Origin of the sequence: Nocardia flavorosea (assembly GCF_015477805.1) — a bacterium.
Taxonomy (GTDB): domain Bacteria; phylum Actinomycetota; class Actinomycetes; order Mycobacteriales; family Mycobacteriaceae; genus Nocardia; species Nocardia flavorosea_A.
On the sequence record NZ_JADLQL010000002.1, the window covers coordinates 780,881 to 800,568 of the forward strand.

Annotated in this window: 16 protein-coding genes; 2 read left to right on the plus strand and 14 right to left on the minus strand. The window is 67.8% G+C overall.

Translation table 11 applies throughout. From position 1 onward, the window contains the following. Nucleotides 1-19: 19 nt before the first annotated feature. Both topA and IU448_RS12560 read right to left on the minus strand, forming a co-directional pair. Nucleotides 20-2,872 carry a type I DNA topoisomerase gene (topA, locus tag IU448_RS12555; protein WP_324188609.1) on the minus strand — a complete coding sequence of 951 codons (2,853 nt, stop codon included), beginning with the start codon at nt 2,870-2,872 and terminating at the stop codon, nt 20-22. A 606-nt stretch (nt 2,873-3,478) separates the two neighbouring features. Continuing rightward, complete coding sequence (locus IU448_RS12560; protein WP_011206895.1) at nt 3,479-3,685, minus strand: cold-shock protein; 207 nt, start codon at nt 3,683-3,685, stop codon at nt 3,479-3,481. Between the two features lie 432 nt (nt 3,686-4,117). On the opposite strand from IU448_RS12560, the gene IU448_RS12565 reads away from it, so the two are divergent. Then, entirely contained in the window at nt 4,118-6,481 is a 2,364-nt protein-coding gene (locus tag IU448_RS12565) for a DEAD/DEAH box helicase (RefSeq protein ID WP_195055717.1), read from the plus strand. 242 nt (nt 6,482-6,723) lie between these two features. Here IU448_RS12565 and IU448_RS12570 read toward each other — a convergent pair whose 3' ends face one another. The 7 genes from IU448_RS12570 to ssd all read right to left on the minus strand — a co-directional run bounded on the left by IU448_RS12570 (nt 6,724) and on the right by ssd (nt 11,697). Beyond that, a complete protein-coding gene (locus IU448_RS12570) occupies nt 6,724-7,077 on the minus strand; it encodes an Rv3654c family TadE-like protein (protein WP_267467111.1) in 354 nt (117 codons plus the stop codon). 98 nt (nt 7,078-7,175) lie between these two features. Further along, nucleotides 7,176-7,490: a TadE family type IV pilus minor pilin gene (locus IU448_RS12575; protein ID WP_195055719.1), complete on the minus strand. Its 315-nt coding sequence runs from the start codon at nt 7,488-7,490 to the stop codon at nt 7,176-7,178. An 82-nt stretch (nt 7,491-7,572) separates the two neighbouring features. Next, entirely contained in the window at nt 7,573-7,809 is a 237-nt protein-coding gene (locus IU448_RS29385; RefSeq protein WP_195055720.1) for a DUF4244 domain-containing protein, read from the minus strand. A 73-nt stretch (nt 7,810-7,882) separates the two neighbouring features. After that, nucleotides 7,883-8,482, minus strand: a complete 600-nt coding sequence (locus IU448_RS12585; RefSeq protein WP_195055721.1) for a type II secretion system F family protein — start codon at nt 8,480-8,482, stop codon at nt 7,883-7,885. Between the two features lie 97 nt (nt 8,483-8,579). Then, complete coding sequence (locus IU448_RS12590; protein WP_416382991.1) at nt 8,580-9,236, minus strand: type II secretion system F family protein; 657 nt, start codon at nt 9,234-9,236, stop codon at nt 8,580-8,582. A gap of 158 nt (nt 9,237-9,394) precedes the next feature. After that, entirely contained in the window at nt 9,395-10,594 is a 1,200-nt protein-coding gene (locus IU448_RS12595) for a TadA family conjugal transfer-associated ATPase (protein WP_195055723.1), read from the minus strand. After that, entirely contained in the window at nt 10,591-11,697 is a 1,107-nt protein-coding gene (ssd, locus tag IU448_RS12600; RefSeq protein WP_195055724.1) for a septum site-determining protein Ssd, read from the minus strand. Before ssd ends, IU448_RS12595 begins: the two co-directional genes overlap by 4 nt. Nucleotides 11,698-12,110: 413 nt before the next feature. On the opposite strand from ssd, the gene IU448_RS12605 reads away from it, so the two are divergent. After that, the gene (locus IU448_RS12605; protein WP_195056275.1) at nt 12,111-12,896 is read left to right on the plus strand and encodes an HAD family hydrolase; all 786 of its coding nucleotides are present in this window, start codon (nt 12,111-12,113) and stop codon (nt 12,894-12,896) included. A gap of 474 nt (nt 12,897-13,370) precedes the next feature. Here IU448_RS12605 and IU448_RS12610 read toward each other — a convergent pair whose 3' ends face one another. The 5 genes from IU448_RS12610 to IU448_RS12630 all read right to left on the minus strand — a co-directional run bounded on the left by IU448_RS12610 (nt 13,371) and on the right by IU448_RS12630 (nt 19,443). After that, the gene (locus IU448_RS12610; RefSeq protein ID WP_195055725.1) at nt 13,371-14,117 is read right to left on the minus strand and encodes an oxidoreductase; all 747 of its coding nucleotides are present in this window, start codon (nt 14,115-14,117) and stop codon (nt 13,371-13,373) included. A 57-nt stretch (nt 14,118-14,174) separates the two neighbouring features. Further along, the gene (locus tag IU448_RS12615; protein ID WP_195055726.1) at nt 14,175-15,830 is read right to left on the minus strand and encodes a dipeptide ABC transporter ATP-binding protein; all 1,656 of its coding nucleotides are present in this window, start codon (nt 15,828-15,830) and stop codon (nt 14,175-14,177) included. Nucleotides 15,831-15,909: 79 nt separating this feature from the next. Beyond that, nucleotides 15,910-16,863: an ABC transporter permease gene (locus IU448_RS12620; RefSeq protein ID WP_195055727.1), complete on the minus strand. Its 954-nt coding sequence runs from the start codon at nt 16,861-16,863 to the stop codon at nt 15,910-15,912. Nucleotides 16,864-16,877: 14 nt separating this feature from the next. Next, entirely contained in the window at nt 16,878-17,804 is a 927-nt protein-coding gene (locus IU448_RS12625) for an ABC transporter permease (RefSeq protein ID WP_195055728.1), read from the minus strand. Between the two features lie 31 nt (nt 17,805-17,835). Beyond that, nucleotides 17,836-19,443: a peptide ABC transporter substrate-binding protein gene (locus IU448_RS12630; protein WP_195055729.1), complete on the minus strand. Its 1,608-nt coding sequence runs from the start codon at nt 19,441-19,443 to the stop codon at nt 17,836-17,838. Nucleotides 19,444-19,688 lie beyond the last annotated feature (245 nt).

Below are 19,688 nucleotides of genomic sequence, written 5' to 3' on the forward strand. Positions count from 1 at the left end.
CGGCTCGGGTACGACAGTTCTATTTGTCGCTCTCGGCTGTGGCGCGGCTCGCGGCCTGCTTTGCGGGCGCCTTCTTGGCCGTCGACTTCTTCGCCGGCGTCTTCTTCGCGGTGGTCGACTTCTTCGCCGCGGTGGTGGTCTTCTTCGCCGCGGCTTTCTTTGCCGGAGCCTTCTTCGCGGTCTTCTTGGCGGTCTTCTTCACCGGACCCCGCGCGCGGCGGTCGGCCAGCAGTTCCGAGGCCCGTTCGTCGGTGATCGATTCCACCTCGTCGCCCTTACGCAGGCTGGCGTTGGTCTCCCCGTCGGTGACGTAGGGTCCGAACCGCCCGTCCTTGATCACCATGGGTTTACCAGTGGCCGAATCGTTGCCGAGTTCCCGCAGCGGCGCAGCGGCCGCAGCCTGTCTACCTCGGCGTTTGGGTTCGGCATATAACTTGAGGGCGTCGTCCAGGGTTACCGTGAAGATCTGGTCCTCGGTGGCCAGAGACCGCGAATCGGCCCCCTTCTTGAGGTACGGGCCGTATCGCCCGTTCTGCGCGGTGATCTCCTCACCGGATGCCGGATCCGTACCGACCACTCGTGGCAGCGAGAGCAGCTTGAGAGCGTCGTCGAGGGTAACCGTCGCCGGGTCCATGGATTTCAGCAGCGACCCGGTGCGCGGTTTCGGCCCGTTGTTCTTCTTCGTGGTCTTCTTGGCTGCCTCGTCCTCCGGAGGTTCGGGCAGGATCTCGGTCACGTAGGGCCCGAAACGGCCTTCCTTCACGACGATTTCGTGCCCGTTAACCGGATCGACACCGAGTGCACGCCCCTCCTGTGGGGTCGCGAACAGTTTCTCCGCGACGTCGGGGGTCAGCTCGTCGGGCGGTAGATCGTCGGGCAGGTTGGCACGTTGCGAGGTCGGTTCCGCATCGGGCTTGTCGGGGTCGGTGACCATACGCTCCAGGTACGGCCCGTACCGGCCGACCCGCACCACCACATCGCGGCCCGCGTCGTCGGTGAAGAGTTTGATCGAATTGATCTCGCGGGCATCGATATCGTCGAGCCGTTCCCCGACCATCTTCTTGAGCCCGCCGGCCCGCGCGACCGACCCCTCGGCGCCGTCGTCCCCACCGAAGTAGAAGCTGGACAACCAGTTTCCGCGCCGGGCCCGGCCGGTGGCGATAGCGTCGAGATCGTCCTCCATGGCGGCGGTGAAATCGAAATCGACCAGCCGGCCGAAATGCGATTCCAGCAGTCCGGTCACCGAGAACGCCACCCAGGACGGCACCAGCGCGCTGCCGCGCTTGTAGATATAGCCGCGGTCGAGAATGGTTTTGATGATCGAGGAGTAGGTGGACGGGCGTCCGATACCCAGCTCCTCCAACGTTTTGACCAGCGACGCTTCGGTGTATCGAGCGGGCGGATTGGTGGAATGCCCATCGGGGTTCAACTCGACCGCCGTTACGCCCTCGCCCTCCGCGAGCTGCGGCAACCGGGTTTCTGCATCGTCGGATTGGCCGCCGGCCTCCTCGTCGACGCTTTCCACATACGCTTTGAGGAAGCCCGGGAAGGTGATGGTGCGCCCCGAAGCAGAGAACACGCATTCTTCGCCGGTACCGGCCGTGCCGGTGATCCGCAAGGTGAGAGTGGTGCCCTTGGCGTCGGCCATCTGCGAGGCGACGGTGCGCTGCCAGATCAGCTCGTATAGCCGGAACTCGTCGTTGTCCAGCCGGGAATGCAACTGCCCGGGTGTGGCGAAGGTATCCCCGGCGGGGCGGATCGCCTCGTGTGCTTCCTGCGCGTTCTTGACCTTGCGGGTGTACTGCCGCGCGGTCGGGTGCACGTACTCCGCGCCGTACAGCTGGGTCGCCTGGGTGCGGGCAGCATTGATCGCCGACTCCGACAGGGTCGTCGAGTCGGTACGCATATAGGTGATGTAGCCGTTTTCGTACAGCCGCTGCGCGGTGCGCATGGTGCGTTCGGAGGTGAACCGGAGTTTGCGGCCGGCCTCCTGTTGGAGGGTGGAGGTCATGAACGGCGCATAGGGTTTCCGGCTGTACGGCTTGGATTCGGCGGAGGTCACCACCAGGTCGGCGCCGTGCAGCGCCTCGGCCAGCCGCCGAGCCCGCGCCTCGTCCAGCACCAGGGCACGGGAATCGGCTTTGAGCTGCCCATCGGAACCGAAATCCCGGCCGGTGGCCACTCGGGCCCCGTCGACATCGACCAGCCGCGCGGAGAAAACCCGCGGGTTGGCGGTATCGGATTCCCCGCCGGCGTCCAGTTTCGCCGCGATATCCCAGTACTCGGCCGACCGGAACGCCATCCGCTCACGTTCCCGCTGCACGATCACCCGGGTGGCCACGGACTGCACGCGGCCCGCCGACAGCCGCGGCATGACCTTCTTCCACAGCACCGGGCTGACCTCGTAGCCGTACAGCCGGTCCAGGATGCGCCGGGTTTCCTGCGCGTCGACCAGGTCGTTGTCCAGCTCGCGGGTATCGGCGGCGGCGGCCCGGATGGCCGGTTCGGTGATCTCGTGGAACACCATCCGCCGGACCGGGACCTTCGGCTTCAGCGTCTCCAGCAGATGCCAGGCGATCGCCTCGCCCTCACGGTCGGGGTCGGTGGCGAGATACAGCTCGTCGGCGTCGGCCAGCAGGCCCTTGAGTTCGGTGACCTTACCCTTCTTGTCAGGGCTCACCACATAGATGGGTTCGAAGTCGTTGTTGACGTCCACCCCGAGCCGGGCCCAGTCCTGCCCCTTGTATTTGGCCGGCACGTCGGCGGCGCCGCGTGGCAGATCGCGGATATGTCCCACCGAGGCCTCGACCGTATAGTTCCGGCCCAGGTAGGGCGCGATTTTCCGAGCCTTTGTCGGAGACTCGACGATCACGAGACGACGCACGGGACGGCCCGCCTCGGCTGCGCTACGGTCTCGTGTTGCCACCGGCGAATCCCTTTCCTTCTCGACCCGCTGGACGCTGCTGGGGCGCAGGACGCGGCTGGATGAACAGATGGTGACGACCAACATCACCACCAGACACGTTTATACCTTGACGCTGCGCGTGGTCGAGCGGTCGCGACCATCGGGCGATGGCGCGTCGATGCCGTTCAGTATGCAGGGCGCGGGGCCACCACAGCACGCACGGTAGGTCACGAAGTCGTGCCTTGTCGAGGTGAGCGGTGCGCGAGGACGGTAATCGGCCGTCCGTCCGCGCGTGGCGCAATTCGGACGAGATGAGCCGGCGGTCCGCCAGAAGTGTGACGCGACACCGTCTGCCACGGCTCGATGATGGGGGGCCGGACAGTGCGCGGCCGATGCCGGGGAATCCGGTTGCCGTACGGCCGGAGCGAAAACCCGGATGCGTGGGGAGCGCACGACCCGGGCGGGCGCGTCGAGATGCGCGGGCTCATGGCCGCAGCGGTACACATACTGCACATATAGTTCGTCCCTCGCTCCCGTTACGGGATCGAGGGACGAACTGGGAGGTGTACTCGCTCAGCTGAGCGCACGAACTCCGGTGGCCTGCGGGCCCTTGGTGCCCTGACCAACCTCGAACTCGACCTTCTGATTTTCCTCGAGGGTACGGAACCCCGAACCCTGGATTTCGGAGTAGTGGACGAAGACGTCCGCAGAGCCGTCTTCGGGCGCGATGAAGCCGAAGCCCTTCTCCGCGTTGAACCACTTCACAGTTCCCTGTGCCATTCTGTTCCTTCTCTTTTCTTACTCGGAACGGCGGACAACTGAGTTTCGTCCACCGGGCCTGTTCCGAACCCCTGTACTCTGGACTCCCGCAGGGCCTTCGTAAGCGGTTCGCAACATCGATCCTGCCAAGGTTTGGACTTTGCATCCGTTCCCTCGAACACAGAAGCTTGCGACCGAGACCCAGTGAACCATGTCTTTGGGAAATTCAACAGCGGAGTTACCGACAATTTGCAAAAAAATTGATCTCGCGAATGCGGCTATAAGGGATAGCCCGCCGGAATCTGAACCTCCGGTATGTTTGCCTACCGATAACCAGCGAGCGGACCGCACACCCGGCTGTGACCCAGATCGCTATCGGGTACCGAATCCGCAGGCAACAGGCGGCGGACGGCAATGTTTCACATTCTCCGGCCGCGCAGAAGGTGTGGCGACATGATTCGCGAGGTCCGATCCGAGGCCGGCTACGGGCGATCGTTGCTGAATCGTGTCCTGCGCGCAAGCGAGGATACCGATTCGCGGCTGACACATATCGCGGAGGTCCCCGGCCGCGCGGCCCAGACCGTCGAATGGCCGATCTGGGCGGCGTCTGCGGTGATCGACGCGCTACGCGAGGAAGGTATCGCGGCGCCGTGGAGCCATCAGGCCGCCACCGCGGAACTCGCTCACAGCGGGCACAACGTGGTCGTGTCCACCGGAACCGCCTCCGGTAAATCACTGGGCTACCAGCTCCCGGTGCTCACGGCATTACACGACGACCCGCGAGCCACAGCGCTGTATCTGGCCCCGACCAAAGCTCTCGGCGCCGACCAATTGCGAACAGCCGGCGAGCTCACACGGCACAAAGCACTGCGCCATATCCCGGTGGCCGCCTACGACGGCGACACACCGACGGAGATCCGGCAGTTGGTACGGGCAGAGGCACGGTGGGTATTCACCAACCCCGACATGCTGCATCTCGGCATGCTGCGCTCCCACCAGCGCTGGGCCCGGCTGTTCCGCCGGCTGCGCTATGTGGTCGTCGACGAATGCCATGCCTACCGCGGGGTCTTCGGCTCCCACGTGGCACTGGTACTGCGGCGGCTCCGCCGGTTGGCCGCCCACTACGGCGCCGATCCGGTGTTCGTGCTCTGCTCCGCGACCGCCGCCGACCCGGCCGCCGCCGCGGCACGGTTGATCGGCGCGGACTGCGCCGCGGTGACCGAGGACGGGTCGCCGCAGGGACCACGGACGGTGGCATTCTGGGAGCCGCCACTGCTCACCTCGATACAGGGCGAGAACGGCGCCCCGGTACGCCTGGGCGCCACCACCGAGGCCGCCCGGATCACCGCCGACCTGGTGCTCGAAGGCGCCCGTACGCTGACCTTCGCGCGGTCGCGGCGGGCCGCCGAACTGATCGCCCTGCACACCCGGCAGCGACTGGCGGAAACGGCCCCTGAGCTGGCCGGACGTATCGCAGCCTACCGTGGCGGCTACCTACCCGAAGACCGCCGGGAACTCGAAGCGGGACTCGCCGACGGATCGCTACTGGCCGCGGCGACCACCAATGCGCTGGAACTCGGCGTGGATATCGCCGGTTTGGACGCGGTGGTCCTCGCGGGCTTCCCCGGGACGGTGGCCTCCTTCCGCCAGCAGACCGGCCGGGCCGGACGGCGAACCCAGGGGGCTCTGGCGGTGCTGGTGGCCCGCGACGATCCACTGGACACCTACCTCGTCCACCACCCGGAAGCCCTGCTGGACCGCCCGGTGGAAGCCACGATCATCGATCCCGCCAACCCGTACGTGCTCGGCCCGCAACTGCTGTGCGCCGCCATGGAGCTTCCGCTCGACGACGCCGAGGTCCAACGCTTGGCCGACCATCACATCGTGGCCGAACTCGCAGGTAGGGGGCTCATTCGCCGGCGCCGCTCCAACGGCGGTCACCGCTGGTTCTATACCGCCGCCGAACCACCGCACGATTCGGTCGATGTCCGTGGCGGTATCGGCACCCCGATGGCGATCGTGGTCGGCGAAACCGGACGGTTCCTGGGCACGGCGGACGCGGCGCGCGCGCCGGCCACCCTGCACCCGGGAGCGGTACACCTACACCAGGGTGAGACCTACGTGGTCGACGAACTCGACCTCGAGGGAGGCGTCGCGTTCGTACGTGAAGAGACCCCGGGGTGGACCACCAGCGCCCGGCAGATCACTTCTCTCACCATTGACTCGATCCGGGAAAGTCGTGCATTCGGCCAGGTCACGGCCGCATTGGCCACGGTCACCGTACACAGTCAGGTCACGGGTTATCTGCGTACCGCGGTCACCGGCGAGGTACTCGACCTGGTCGAACTGGACCTGCCGCCGCAGCAGCTGCCCACTACCGCGGTGTTCTACACGCTGACTCCCGACCTGCTGAGCCGTGCCGGAATCGCGGACGCCGATGTGCCCGGCTCGTTGCACGCCGCCGAACACGCGGCGATCGGACTGTTGCCCCTGGTCGCGACGTGCGACCGGTGGGATATCGGCGGTGTGTCCACTGCGCAGCATCCCGATACCGGCCTGCCCACGGTCTTCGTCTACGACGGACAGGCCGGTGGTGCCGGATTCGCCGAACGCGGCTACGCCATGCTGCGGCGGTGGCTGGCGGCCACCCTGGCCGCCGTCGAGTCGTGTTCCTGCCGCACCGGCTGCCCGTCGTGTGTGCAATCACCGAAATGCGGCAACGGCAACGACCCGCTCGACAAGACCGGAGCAATCAGGTTGTTGACGGCGATTCTGGCCGAGCCCGGCCAAGCCGGACGCTCGTCCAGCTCGCCATGAGCGGTACACACTGGTCAGCACATCCACCCCATGGCAACACCCGGCAACGTGTCCACTTCCCCGCCCGATTTAATAGGAAGATGATCATGTTAACTGGTTTGTTGCCACGTAACCGATAGGTTGCTGCCGGCAATGCGCCCGATTCAATTCAATAACAAACTCCTATTTCCGGTAGCGAGCCATTAATTGCCGTACCTAAGCGAATGCGGTATTCGTAGTCCACAGAATTCCACGAAGGCCGATCACCTCTCCTCCGCGACCGGACCTGCCCGGGCAATCGCTCGTATGCTGCGTGATCCGAACGGACCCACTGGTACTTTTTCTTCGACCTCGATCAATACGTCCCATCCGGCGATCTCGCATCGGATCAGTCCGGCCTTCATACGCCGGCCGATCGATTCGGCAGCACCACAGCCCGCATCGGCGCCTTCGAGTAGTTTCGCGGCGGCGGCCAAGGCCGCCAGATCAGCCGCGGCCTGCGCCCGGTGCCGCGCCGCGATCACGCCACCCACATGAGTGACGAGCACGGTGAGTGCAAGCAACGCGATCAAGGCGAGGCACCCTGCCACCGTTGCCGACCCGCCGTCCCGGGACAGACACGCAGAACCCGGGCGGCCGAAACCGTGAGTACCGCGGTCTCGACCTTGCGCCCCACCCGGTCGGCGGCTCGATCGCACGCCCACGGATTCATACTTCATCCGTCCTCCCCGGGCTCGCGTGCGGCCACCGCTTCGGCACGCAACTCGAGTGCAGGTAAGAGCGGAACTTCCGCGGTGACAACCGCGACCACGCGACCGGCCTCGTAGCGCACCGCGATACGCGCACCGTCCGGCGCGACCTGCCGTGCGGTGGGCTCGGCGGCCGCCCGGTCGCCCCGTGCGGCGAGCCGGGCTGCCTCCCGGGCGGCATCGATACAGCGCACCTGGGTAACCGCGGCGAAGATCGTACCCACGCACAGCGCTACCGCCGCGGCAAGCGCCCCGAGGGCGATCGCCGCCTCGACAGTCACCGAACCGGCGTCGTCACGCAGAACCGCCCGTGCAGTCCCAGGAACTGCGGGACAGGGCCGCCGGCCGGGCCCGCTCGCCGCGCTAGACACTTGTATTCAAGGCCTTTTCGATGATCCCGGTGAGCGCGTCGGGGATACTCTCGCCGGTCACCACCGTGTACAAGACGGCACCGAAGGCCGCCGCGGCGATGGTGCCGATCGCATATTCGACGGTGCTCATACCATCGTCGGCGACCGCTGCGCGCAGGAGCCGGGCAGTGAGTTCTTCACCGGCCGCGCACAAGCGGCGCACCGCCTTGCATTCGATCACATTCCACATCTGCTTCCCCCTTTTTCTCTCGACCCCGTACAGTCGGTCCGTACGGGGCACATCTGCGTGTCCGGTGGCCCGCTCACAGCAACGCACCGCCCAATACCCGGCCTGCCAGGCCCACGATCACCGGGACGATGCCCAGGCAGACGAACGCCGGCAGGAAACACAGGCCCAGCGGGCCGCCGATCAGTACACCGGCGCGTTCGGCCCGCGCAGTTGCCGCTTCCTCGACCTGGGCCCGTTGTTCTTCGGCCAGTTCGCTCACCGCCGCCGCCAGTGAAGACCCGGAGCGAGCAGACCGACGCGCCAGCCGGGCCAGGGCTTCGAACTCCGGTGCAACCGCGACTCCCGGCGCGGCCGGTGCCCAGGCGGTGGCCGGGTCGGCGCCCATGGCCAGTAGGTCGGCGGCATGCTGTAGCGGCGCTGCCAGCCGGGCGGGGCAGGTGGGCACGACGGCGCGGACCGCGGCGTCGGTCGGCAAACCGGCACGTAAACACGCCGCCAGCAAATCGAAGAGAGTCGCGGTCGCCACCGGATCGGCCGGAACGCATACATCGGCTACCGGCGTGTGTCCCCGGGCGGGACCGGTACGCAGCCGCGCGATAACCGGCACTCGTGCTGGGGTCAGCAGTAACGCCGCGGCCAGCAGCAGGCAGGACAATTCCGGAGCGGAGTTCATCGCCGACACCGGCGCGGCCGCCGACTCGGATTCCGGCCGGGCATCGATCGGCATCGCGACCGCGGATTCGGGCGGCGATCGTGGCAGGTAGGCGGGCTCATCTCGATACCACCCGGCGGGTTATCTCGTCGGCCCACAGCAATCCGGCACACGCCAGTCCGGTGCCGAGCGGCAGAAGGTAGGTGCCGATTCCCGAGAAGAGGAGAACGCGCAGCGGATCCGCGCCCATCAGCTGCCCCAAACCGATGCCCAGCACCGGAAGTACCGCCAGGATGGCGGCAGTGGCCCGGGCACCGGCCAGCGCGGCCTCTGTCCGGCTGCGGAATCTGGCTCGGGCGGCCAGATCGGCGCGGGCCGCCGACAGCAGTTCGGCCAGGGCGAGGCCGTGCTGCTCGGCTACCCGCCAAGCGTCGGCCACGCGGGCCAGTTCGGTAGCGATCACCGTTGCGGGAGAAAGCAATCCATCGGCACCGGATCCCCCCAGGCGGCTACGTGCCGCGCCGACTGCGAACACCTGTGCCGCGATACCGGACGTTTCACGGGCGGCGACGGCGGCAGCCGCACTGGGATGGGCGCCCACGTGCAGTTCCGCGATCACGGCTGCCAGACCGTCGAGCAGATATCCGCATTCGGCGCGGTGCCGCCCGGACCGGCGGGACCGGCGCACCCGCACCGTCACGGTGGCCCCGACGAAGACGGCGGTGACGAGTGCCCCACTGCCCAGGCCCAGCGTGACCGCACACCCCAGACCCACAATCCAGTGGAGGCAACGGTGCCGGCGGATTCGGCGCGCCGGCTGCGTGCGGAAGACCCGTAGGCATCGACGCCGGGCAGCCGGCCCGGGAAGGATGAGCAGGCTCAGCGCGATACAGCCGAGTGCTGCGATGGCCGGCCCGTCCGGTTCTCCGGGAATCATCCGCGCAGCCGTTCCGCGAGCTGCCCCGCCAGCAGTCCTGCCCCGGGACCGGGGCCACCCGGGTGCCAGGCCGGGCAGATCTCGACCCAGCCGTGGGCATTCCGCCGCACCACGCCGATTTCCCGGAGCACGCGCGAACCGTCGGTGCGCCGCTGTACGTGCAGCACGACCTGGACGGCGGCGGCCAGCTGACTGTGCAGAGCGGGCCGGTCCATACCGCCCGAACCGGCGAGTGCCTCGAGCCGCGCCGGGACCTCGTGCGGTGAGTTGGCGTGAACTGTCCCTGCACCACCGTCGTGCCCGGTGTTGAGGGCGGTGAGCAGGTCCACGACCTCCGCGCCGCGCACCTCCCCGACCACTATGCGATCGGGCCGCATCCGCAGCGCTTGGCGCACCAGATCACGCACAGTGATCTCGCCCGCGCCTTCTATATTCGCCGGGCGAGCCACCAGCCGCACCACATGGGGATGCGGCGGCGCGAGTTCGGCCGCGTCCTCCACGCAGACGATTCGCTCTTCCGCGGCGACCTCCGCGAGCAGCGCAGACAACAGCGTTGTTTTCCCGGCGCCGGTTCCCCCCACCACCAAGAAGGCGAGCCGGGCCCGGACGATCTTGCGCAGCAGGCTTTTCGCTTCGGCGGATACCGTTCCTGCTCGGGACAGGGCGTCCAAGCCCTGGGTGGCCGGGCGCAGCACGCGTAGCGATAGGCAGGTACCGCCGAGCGCGACCGGAGACAGTACCGCGTGCAGGCGGACACCGAAGTTGTTCCCCAGCAGGAGCTCTCGGCCGGAGAGCCGGCCGTCCGCCCAGGGCTGCGCGTCGTCGAGCCGACGGCCGGCCGAGAGCGCCAGCCGCTGGGCCAGGCGCCGCACCGCGGCCTCGTCGGGGAAGGTGATCGAGGTTCGTTCGATCCCGTGGCCGCGATCGACCCAAACTGCGTCGGGCGCCGTGACCAGTACATCGGCGACCGCCGGATCGTGCAGCAGCGGCTCGAGTACGCCCGCGCCGGTGAGTTCGGTCTGCAGCAGTCGTAATGCGCGCAGGAGATCGGTATCACCCAGCATGCCACCGGCCTCGGCCCGGATGGCCGCCGCGACCCGCGCCGGTTCGGGCTGGGCGGATTCGCCGGCCAGCCGCCGGCGCACTCGCTCCAGGAGCTCGGCCGTGACGACGGTGTCTTCGGTGCCGGTGCTCATGCCGTTCGCCGTTCGTCCGGCGGGCTCAGTACCGCCAGAACCGCGTCGCAGGCGGTACGCAGTGGGCCACGGGACAACCGCAGGCCGCCCCGTTCCAGACGGGCACCGAGCCCGGGCTGAGCGCGTACAGCGGCCAGCAGTGGCAGCTCGAGAACCCTGGCGATTTCGTGACCGCGGAGGTTGCCCGGGGCCGGCCCGCGCACCACCAGCCCTTGGTTCGGATTCCGGTCGGCGATCCACCGCGCGACGGCCTCGGCCGCTGCCACCGCGCGCAACCGCGCGGGTACGACGAGCACCACCAGGTCTGCAGCGTCCAGTATCCGGTCTACCTGCGGGCCGCGTTCGCTGGAGATATCGCAGACGACGAGATCGCCGGCACCACGGGCTGCTTCGATCACCGCATGCGCGGCGGCGGCACCGATCGGGCCTGCCCGGCCGGCGCCGCGACCGCAGGACAGCACCGACAGGCCCACACCGGCACCGGGTAGGGCGTTGTGTAATTCGGCGGCGGCCACCCGGCCGTCGTCGATGACCAGATCGGGCCAACGCAGCCCCGGCGCCCCCTCGATCCCGAGTAGTAGATCCAGACCGCCCCCGTGCGGCACGCCGTCGACGAGCACGGTATGCGGCCGGAACCGGGAAGTCGCCGACCGTAATGCGACCGCCGCGGCCAGGGTGGACGCACCGGCCCCGCCACCGGCACCGGCCAGCGCGATGACGACTCCGCCCTCGGCATGCCGTTCGGCGTATTCGGCGAACTTCTCGATGAGCCCGACCGCCGCGGTGGGCAGTGCGACCACTCGTTCGGCGCCGATCACCGCCGCCGCCTGCCAATCGCCCAGTTCGGGCTCGCCGTCGGTGACGGTGACCACCCCGCTGCGCCGCGGCGGCGCGACGGCGGCGCATTCCACCGCCGCCGGGGTGTCCAGTACGACGAGCGGTGCCACCGCCCAGGTATGCCGGCTCACCGGCGGATCGGTTTCCTCGATACGCCGCCCGGCCGCTGCGGCCACCCGGCGGACTTCCTCGCGGAGCCGCTGGTCTCGGATGGACACCAGCACAGCGGGTCCGGCGTCGTCCGCGATGGTCGTGTCGTGGTCCATACGAACCAGCGTGGCCGAGGAAACCTTGCCGGAACCGGGCCGTGCCGGCGATTGTGGACAACTCGCGGCCTGTGGACAACTCTGGCGAGTTCGCGGCCGTCCCCTGAATAGAGGACGGCCCCAGCCGGGGGGGGAGGAGGCTGGGGCCGTCGGGGTTCAGCCCCGGGGGGTCGGGCTGAACGCGCCTGGAACATGTCCAGGTGACAGCCATACTACACCCAATCCCCGACGGGAGCGCAAGCCCCGCGACAAAGAAGTTCGCTGCCGCCGGCCCACCCGCGCTCACCAGGAGAAACCACAGGTCAGGACCGTCGAAACCGCCCGGCGGCGCCGACACGCCAGGCGCAGATGCCTATCCTGAACCCGTGACGGACCCCGCTGATTCGACATCGCTCCCCGGCGATCGCCACGGCATGAACGGCCGAATCGCCGCATTCTTCGACTTGGACAAGACGGTGATAGCCCGCTCGAGCACCTATGTGTTCAGCAAACCCTTCTTCGCCGAGGGGCTGATCAACCGGCGCGCGGTGCTGGAGAGCAGCTACGCCCATTTCATGTTCCTGCTCTCGGGCGCCGACCACGATCAGATGGAGCGGATGCGCGCCAACCTGACGAATATGGTCGCCGGCTGGGATGTCGCCCAGATCCGGTCGATCGTGGCCGAGACCTTGCACGATCTGGTGGATCCGCTGATCTATGCGGAGGCAGTCGATCTGATCGCCGATCACCGGATCCGCGGCCACGATGTGGTGATCGTCTCCGCCTCCGGGGAGGAGGTGGTGGCCCCGATCGCCGAAGCGCTGGGCGCCACGCATACCGCCGCGACCCGGATGGAGGTGGTCGACGGCAAGTACACCGGTGCCGTCGATTTCTATTGTTACGGGGAGGGCAAGGTCACTGCCATGGAAAAGTTGTCCGCCACAGCGGGTTACGACCTCTCGCGGTGCTACGCGTATTCCGATTCGATCACCGATCTGCCGATGTTGTCGGCAGTCGGCCACCCGACAGCGGTGAACCCCGACCGGAATCTGCGGCGGGAGGCGACCGCCCGGGGCTGGCCGATTCTCACCTTCTCCAACCCGGTGTCGCTGTGGTCACGGTTCCGCGCACCGTCGAGAACGACGGCCGCCGGCATCGCTGTCGGACTGAGCGCACTGGCCGCCGGCGCCCTCACCTATCGACTCCTGCGCCGCCAGTGAAGATAGCCGCCGACCTGGTCTTATAGCATGCATCTCCGAATCAGGGGAGCGTTCGGCGAATGTTCGGCGATGTTCCGCGAAGCCTTGATGTGAATGCGCTCACAGTGTAAAAATGGAGGCACGGAAGGACGGAAGGCCAAGGCGCAGCCGGAAGAGAAGGCTCAGCCTCCCGACCGCCCCTTCCCAGCACGGACACCCGGTACCCACGCGGAGCTCGCCGCGACAAGGGCAGGAGTGTTGTGGGCCTGCGAAATCCGGTTCGTTGTCGGCGATGGCCTCGCATAGCTGCGGGGATGAGCTGCTGCGGAGCCCGGAGGAACGCCGAGGCCGGAGAACACAACCCATTTCAGCACGCATGGTAACCAGGTAGTCCGTGCTCGCGGGCGGTGAGGTCCAAGGACCACGCCGCCCGCTTTATGTGCGGAGACAGCCGCGTACCGGGTCTCGAACAGGTCCGGTTCTTCCGCGCGGTATTCAGCCGGCCGCCGCCTCTGCGATCGACATCGCCTCCCGGGCACCGTCTTCGAGGGCTCCGCAACAGAAAACCACCCAGCCGCCGACTCCGGCGGCCGTGCCGGCGCCGAATCCCGCCGCCGCGTCGAGGTAGGCCTGGCGGCGCCGTAACAAGAAAACCTCCGGCACACCGAGCGCGTGCGGATCCAGCCCACTGGACACGGTCACCAGCCGCGACGCCGCACGCGCTACCAGCCCGTCCGCGGTACCGAACGGTTTCAAGGTCATCAGTTCGCCGTGCACCACCGCGGCGGTCACCGGGGCGGGTGCCGAGGTGGCCAGCACAGTCTGGGCCAGGACATCCAGGCGCTCGGCCACCCCGCCATGCGCGCGGGGCCGGCCCAGCTCGCCTTCGTCGGCGACCATGTCCGCGGCGGCGAGCAGGTGGAGCCGGGCCAGCGCCTGCAACGGGGCCCGCTCCCAGATCCCGACCAGGTTGCGCAGCGAATCGCCTTCCAGGGCCTGTCCGATGCGCAGTGCGCCGGCCAGGATCGGATCGGCGACCGCACCGTCGGCGGGGAGTTCGGTGGTGCCGCCGTCGAGCGCCGCCGACGAGCGCGCGGCGCGGACCGCTGCCTCGGCGGCGGTCGTCGGCCAGCCCCGGCGGTTGGTTTTGTGCCGGTGCACCTCGGCCAATGCGTCCCGGGCCTTGTCGGCGGCGGCCCGGACGCCGGGTAGATCGGTGAGGGGCGCGAGCGGATCGGTCACGGGGTGCAGGCTACGCGGCGCGGCGGTACGGCGGGTGCGGGGCCCGCGAGGATCCGGTTATTCCAGGGCGAGGTCGCGACCCGGGATGGCCGCGAGCAGGCCGCGGGTGTACTCCGCGGCGGGTGATTCGAAGATCTGCTCGGTCGGCGCCGCCTCGACGATACGTCCGTCGTGCATCACCAGGACCTCGTCCGCGATCTGGCGAACCACCGCCAGATCGTGAGTGATGAAGAGGTAGGTCAGGCCCAGCTCGCCTTGCAGGCGATCGAGTAGATCGAGGATGGCGGCCTGGACGAGCACATCGAGCGCCGAAACCGCCTCGTCGCAGACCAGCAGGTCCGGTTCGAGGGCGAGTGCTCGCGCGATGGCCACCCGCTGACGCTGCCCGCCGGATAGTTCGTTCGGATAGCGGGACGCGATACCGGCCGGCAGCGCGACCTGGTCCAGCAGTTCACGAACCCGGGCGTCACGTTGGGCGCGGGTGCCCAGGCCATGGGTCCACAGCGGTTCGGCGATACACCGGTGGATCGAGTACATCGGATCGAGTGAGGCATAGGGGTTCTGGAAGACCGGCTGTACCCGGCGGCGGAACCGGGTCTGTTCGTGGCGGGCGGGCCGGGAGATGTCGGCACCGTCGAAACGGACTGAACCCGAGGTGGGTTCGAGCAACCCGAGGATGAGCTGGGCGACGGTGGATTTTCCGGAGCCCGATTCGCCGACCAGCGCGGTCGTTGTGCCACGGTGTAGACGGAACGAGACATCTTCCACGGCTGCGCTCTCCCGGGAGCGCCACGGGGCCGAACCGCGTACCCGGTAGCGTTTGGTGAGCCGGTCGGCGATCAGGAGCGGCTCCACGCCGCCCGCCGGGGCCTGCTCGGCATCGTGGAGACGCACGACCCGCCGCCCGGCAGCCAGTGAGGGTGCCGAATCGACCAGTTTCCGGGTGTAGGCATGCCGCGGATCCCGGAGCAGTTCGAGCGCGGGACCCGATTCGACGACCCGGCCCCGGTACAGCACGACCAGATGCTCCGCCCGTTCGGCGGCCAAGCCCAGATCATGGGTGATGAGCAGCATGGCGGTGCCGAACTCACCGGTGAGACTGTCGATATGGTCGAGAATCCGGCGCTGCACGGTTACGTCCAGGGCCGAGGTGGGTTCGTCGGCGATCAACAGCGCCGGGCGCGCGGACAGTGCCATCGCGATGAGCGCACGCTGGCGCAGGCCCCCGGACAGCTCGTGGGGATATTGGCCGGCCCGGTATTCCGGGTCGGGTATTCCGGCGGCGCGCAGCAATTCGATTGTCCGCTCGCTCGCTGCCCGGCCGCGGGCTACACCGTTGGCGGCCAGCGTTTCCCGGATCTGGAAGCCGATCGTGTACACCGGGTCGAGGTTCGACATGGGGTCCTGCGGTACGAAACCGATCTCGGTACCGCGCACAGCCACCAGCCGGGATTCCGGCGCACCGGCCATTTCCGTGCCGGCGAAGCGGATACTGCCGCCGGTGAGTCGGCCACCGGGCGGCAGCAGGCCGAGTACGGCGTGCGCGGTGGTCGATTTACCCGATCCGCTCTCCCCCACGATCGCCACGGTCTCACCGGGATAGACGCTGAGGTCGACGCCGCGCACCGCCTCGACGCGGTCCTCGCCGGTGCCGAACGATATGCGCAGATCCCGGACCTGCAGCAGTGGGCGGTCGTCGAGGGCACCGGTCATGATCGATTCCTGTCTCCGGTCCGCGGATACGATGTGCCGGCTCGGGTTCCGGGCGGCCGAATTCACCGGTTCCCGCCGTTCACCGAGTCCGCCGGGTTTTCGGATCGATGGCATCACCCAGCGCGTCGCCGAGCATGATGAAGCTGAGCACCGTCAGCGCCAGGGCGGTGGCCGGATAGAACAGGATCAGCGAACCGCCGCGTAACTGTTGCCGGCCGGTCGCGATATCGGCGCCCCAGGAAACCACGGTGGGTGGCAGCCCGACCCCGAGGAACGACAGTGTCGCCTCGGTGACGATGAAAACACCCAGCCAGATCGCGGTCACCACGATGACCGGGCCCAGCGAGTTGGGCAGAACATGGCGAACGAGAATACCGAGACGGGAGACCCCGAGCGCCCGGGCGGCCAGGACATACTCGCTGTTCTTCGCCGCGATCACCGAACCGCGGGCGATGCGCGCCGCCTGCGGCCAGGTGAAGCCGGCCAGCGTGACGATCACCAGCCAGATGGTGCGCTCGGAGGACAGTTGCATGAGCACGATGGCGGCGAGCATGAGCGGGATGGCGAAGACGATCTCCGAAATCCTGGAGATGATCGAATCGAGCAGCCCGCCGTAATAGCCGGCCAGCGCTCCCAGCGCGGCTCCGACCAGGACGAACAGCATCGCTGCCCCCACCCCGGTGAGGATGGAGGCGCGCGCACCGTAGACGGTGCGCGCGTAGATATCGCAGCCCTGCAGGTCGAACCCGAACCAGTGCGCCGAGCTGGGCGGCAGCAGGCTGTTGTCCACCAGGCAGTAGCGCGGGTCCTGATCGGTGAACAGTCCGGGAAAGGCCGCCAGGACGACCACGAGCAGTATCAGCGCCGCCGCGACCCAGAACAGCGGGTTGCGGCGCAGATTCCGCCAGGTCTGACCCCAGAACCCGCGTGGTGTGCCCGCGACCCGGACCCGATCGGCGGCCTCGACGGTCACCGCGTCCGGTTCGGCGGCCCAGCGTTGCCGGTCGGGCCGGCGGGGCAGCTCATCCGACATTGCCGCACTCCTGTTCAGGCATAACGGATCCGGGGGTCGAGTACCGCGTACAGCAGGTCCACCACGAGGTTGGCGAGCAGGAACACCACGATCAGCACCGTGACGAACGAGACCACGGTCGGCGCTTCACCGCGCACCACCGCCTGATAAAGGGTGCCGCCGACCCCGGGAATGTTGAAGATGCCCTCGGTGACGATCGCGCCGCCCATGAGCGCGCCGAGATCGGCTCCCAGGAAGGTGACCACTGGGATCAGGGAGTTCCGCAGGATGTGGACGGAGACCACACGGCGCCGGGGCAAGCCCTTGGCCGTCGCCGTGCGCACGTAGTCGGCGTCACGGTTGTCCGCGACCGCGTTACGGGTCAACCGCAGGACGTAGGCGAACGAAAGCGACCCGAGGACCAGCGCGGGCACCACCAGACGGCCCCAGCTCGCGTCCGCGCCGACCGTGACGGGTGCGATCCCCCATTTCACGCCGAGCAGGAACTGTGCGAGGAAGCCGAGGACGAATACCGGTATCGCGATGACCACCAGGCTCACCACCAGCATGGCCGAATCGAACAGCTTGCCCTTGCGTAAACCGGCCAGCACACCGAGCAGGATGCCGAGCACCGCTTCGAAGACCAACGCCAGGAAGGCGAGCCGGAAGGTGATCGGAAAAGCGCGCGTCAGTTCGTCTTTCACCGAACGTCCGGAGAAAGAGGTGCCGAGGTCGAAGGTGAAAATGCCTTTGAGGTAGTAGAAGTACTGCACGAAGAACGAGCGGTCCAGGTGGTACCGCGCGCGCAGTTGTTCTTCGAGTGCGGGTGTGAGGGTGCGCTCACCGGCCAGTGCCGCTACCGAACCTCCCGATACCTTGTAGATCAGGAAGTAGACCAGCAGGGTGGCGCCGAAGAACACCGGAACCATCTGCAGCAGGCGCCGCACTATGTACCAGGCCATACACGCTCCTCCCGCCGGCGGGTTCGCGGTGTCATATCAACTCGAGATTCTCGAAATCCGCCATCCCGTTCCAGCCGAAGGTGACCCCGCGGACCCGGTCGGAAAACCCGGACGAGTTCACATAGTCGAAGATCGGGATGGCCGGCAGGTCGTACAGGAGCACCGTCTGTGCCCGGGCGACCAGCGCCCACGATTCGGGCTCGGTCGCCGCGGCTTCGGCCGCCGCGATGAGAGCGTCGAATCCCGGGTTGTGGTAGTCGAAATCGTTGGTTTCGGAGTGGCCCAGGAACGACGGCTCGAGGAACTGGAGCATGGTCGGATAATCGCCCTGCCAGCCGGAACGGAAAGCCTTGCCGACGGTCCCCGAGGTGATCTGGTCGCGAAGCTGTTTGAACGTCGGATAAGCGGCACCGACGGCCTCGATACCGAGGGTGTTCTCGATACTGTTCGCGACCGCGTCGATCCAGGACTGATGGTCCCCGTCGGCGTTGTAGGCGATTTCGAAACGGCCGCTCCACGGCGAGATCTCATTCGCCTGTGCCCACAACCGGCGGGCCTGCACCGGATCGAATTCCAGAACCTCCGAACCCGGCAGGTCGGCGTCGAAGCCGGGCAGCACGCTGGAGGTGTAATCGCGGGCAGGCGCGCGGGTACCGCGAAAGATCTTGTCGCCGATGGCCTGCCGGTCGATCGCCCGCGATATCGCGTGCCGGCGCAGCCGGCCCTCCGCACCCGCGAAATGCGGGAGGCCCGGCTGGAAACCGATCCATTGGTTCTTCGCGGTAGCCGCGGCGACGGCGCGGTCGCCCAGATCCGCGTGGACGACGGTGAGTGCGCTGGTGGGAACCGAATCGAGCACATCCAGGTTACCGGCCAGCAGATCGGCGTACGCGGCATCGATATCGGAGTAGAAGACGAAGGTCAGGCCCTTGTTCCGGGGCGGCCGCCCACCCCGGTACGACTCGTTCGGCACCAGATCGAGTTTCACATCGTGCTGCCAGGCATCCGGACCCGCGAAACGGTAGGGGCCGTTCCCGATCGGATGCTGCCCGAACGCCGCCATATCCACGAACGCCGCCTCGGGCAACGGGTAGTACGGGGCGTAGGCCAGCCGGGTCCGGAAATCGATGGTGGGCGCCACCAGATCCACGGTGAAGGTGAGATCGTCGAGCACCCGCAGACCCGACATCGTCTGCGCCCGCGGCGGATCGGCCTGTACATCGGCGAAACCGACGATCGGCTCAAAGGTATAGCTCTGCAACTGGGCATTGGTGACCAGGGCGCCGTAGTTCCAGGCGTCCACGAACGAGTGCGCGGTGACCGGTGAGCCGTCGCTGAAGGTCCAACCGGGTTTCAGCCGGATGCGATAGTGCTGCTGATCGGTGGTCTCGATCGATTCGGCGACCTCGTCGTGCAGAGTGCCGTCGGCGGCGATCCGGCGCAGCCCGGCGAACAATCGATCGACGATCCGCCCGCCACCGTTCTCATTCGTATTCGACGGCACCAGCGGATTCTGCGGCTCCGAGCCGTTGACGGCGATGGAATCACCCAGCGCCGGGGTCACCGTACAAGCGGGCAGAACCGCCACAGCGGCCAGTACCAGCACCAGGACGATCGCCCGCCACGACGCTCCCCGCACCCAAACTCCCCGTTCGCTCGCTCCGCTCGGTGTCCTCCGCGCCGCGAGATCGAGGCCGTTGCCTTCGCGACCCCCCGCCGCGGTATCCGGCTCTCGGCCCGGAAGACGAGATGCCAGGCGCGGCCCATACCTCGCAGAGTTGTCTGAGGATATCGGCACACGGTCCCCGATGCGCGGCTTCGCGAACTTCCCGCCGGATCGCCACGACCGTTCATCCGCTCCCGGCAGCCGTTCATCCCATGTCG

What these genes read in the sequence shown, in the direction of transcription:
- IU448_RS29385 (WP_195055720.1), bottom strand. Translation starts at nt 7,809, where the DNA reads ATGTGGAATGTGATCGAATGCAAGGCGGTGCGCCGCTTGTGCGCGGCC.
- IU448_RS12620 (WP_195055727.1), bottom strand. Translation starts at nt 16,863, where the DNA reads ATGTCGGATGAGCTGCCCCGCCGGCCCGACCGGCAACGCTGGGCCGCC.
- ssd (WP_195055724.1), bottom strand. Translation starts at nt 11,697, where the DNA reads ATGGACCACGACACGACCATCGCGGACGACGCCGGACCCGCTGTGCTG.
- IU448_RS12565 (WP_195055717.1), top strand. Translation starts at nt 4,118, where the DNA reads ATGATTCGCGAGGTCCGATCCGAGGCCGGCTACGGGCGATCGTTGCTG.
- IU448_RS12615 (WP_195055726.1), bottom strand. Translation starts at nt 15,830, where the DNA reads ATGACCGGTGCCCTCGACGACCGCCCACTGCTGCAGGTCCGGGATCTG.
- IU448_RS12560 (WP_011206895.1), bottom strand. Translation starts at nt 3,685, where the DNA reads ATGGCACAGGGAACTGTGAAGTGGTTCAACGCGGAGAAGGGCTTCGGC.
- IU448_RS12595 (WP_195055723.1), bottom strand. Translation starts at nt 10,594, where the DNA reads ATGAGCACCGGCACCGAAGACACCGTCGTCACGGCCGAGCTCCTGGAG.
- IU448_RS12605 (WP_195056275.1), top strand. Translation starts at nt 12,111, where the DNA reads ATGAACGGCCGAATCGCCGCATTCTTCGACTTGGACAAGACGGTGATA.
- IU448_RS12625 (WP_195055728.1), bottom strand. Translation starts at nt 17,804, where the DNA reads ATGGCCTGGTACATAGTGCGGCGCCTGCTGCAGATGGTTCCGGTGTTC.
- IU448_RS12585 (WP_195055721.1), bottom strand. Translation starts at nt 8,482, where the DNA reads ATGAACTCCGCTCCGGAATTGTCCTGCCTGCTGCTGGCCGCGGCGTTA.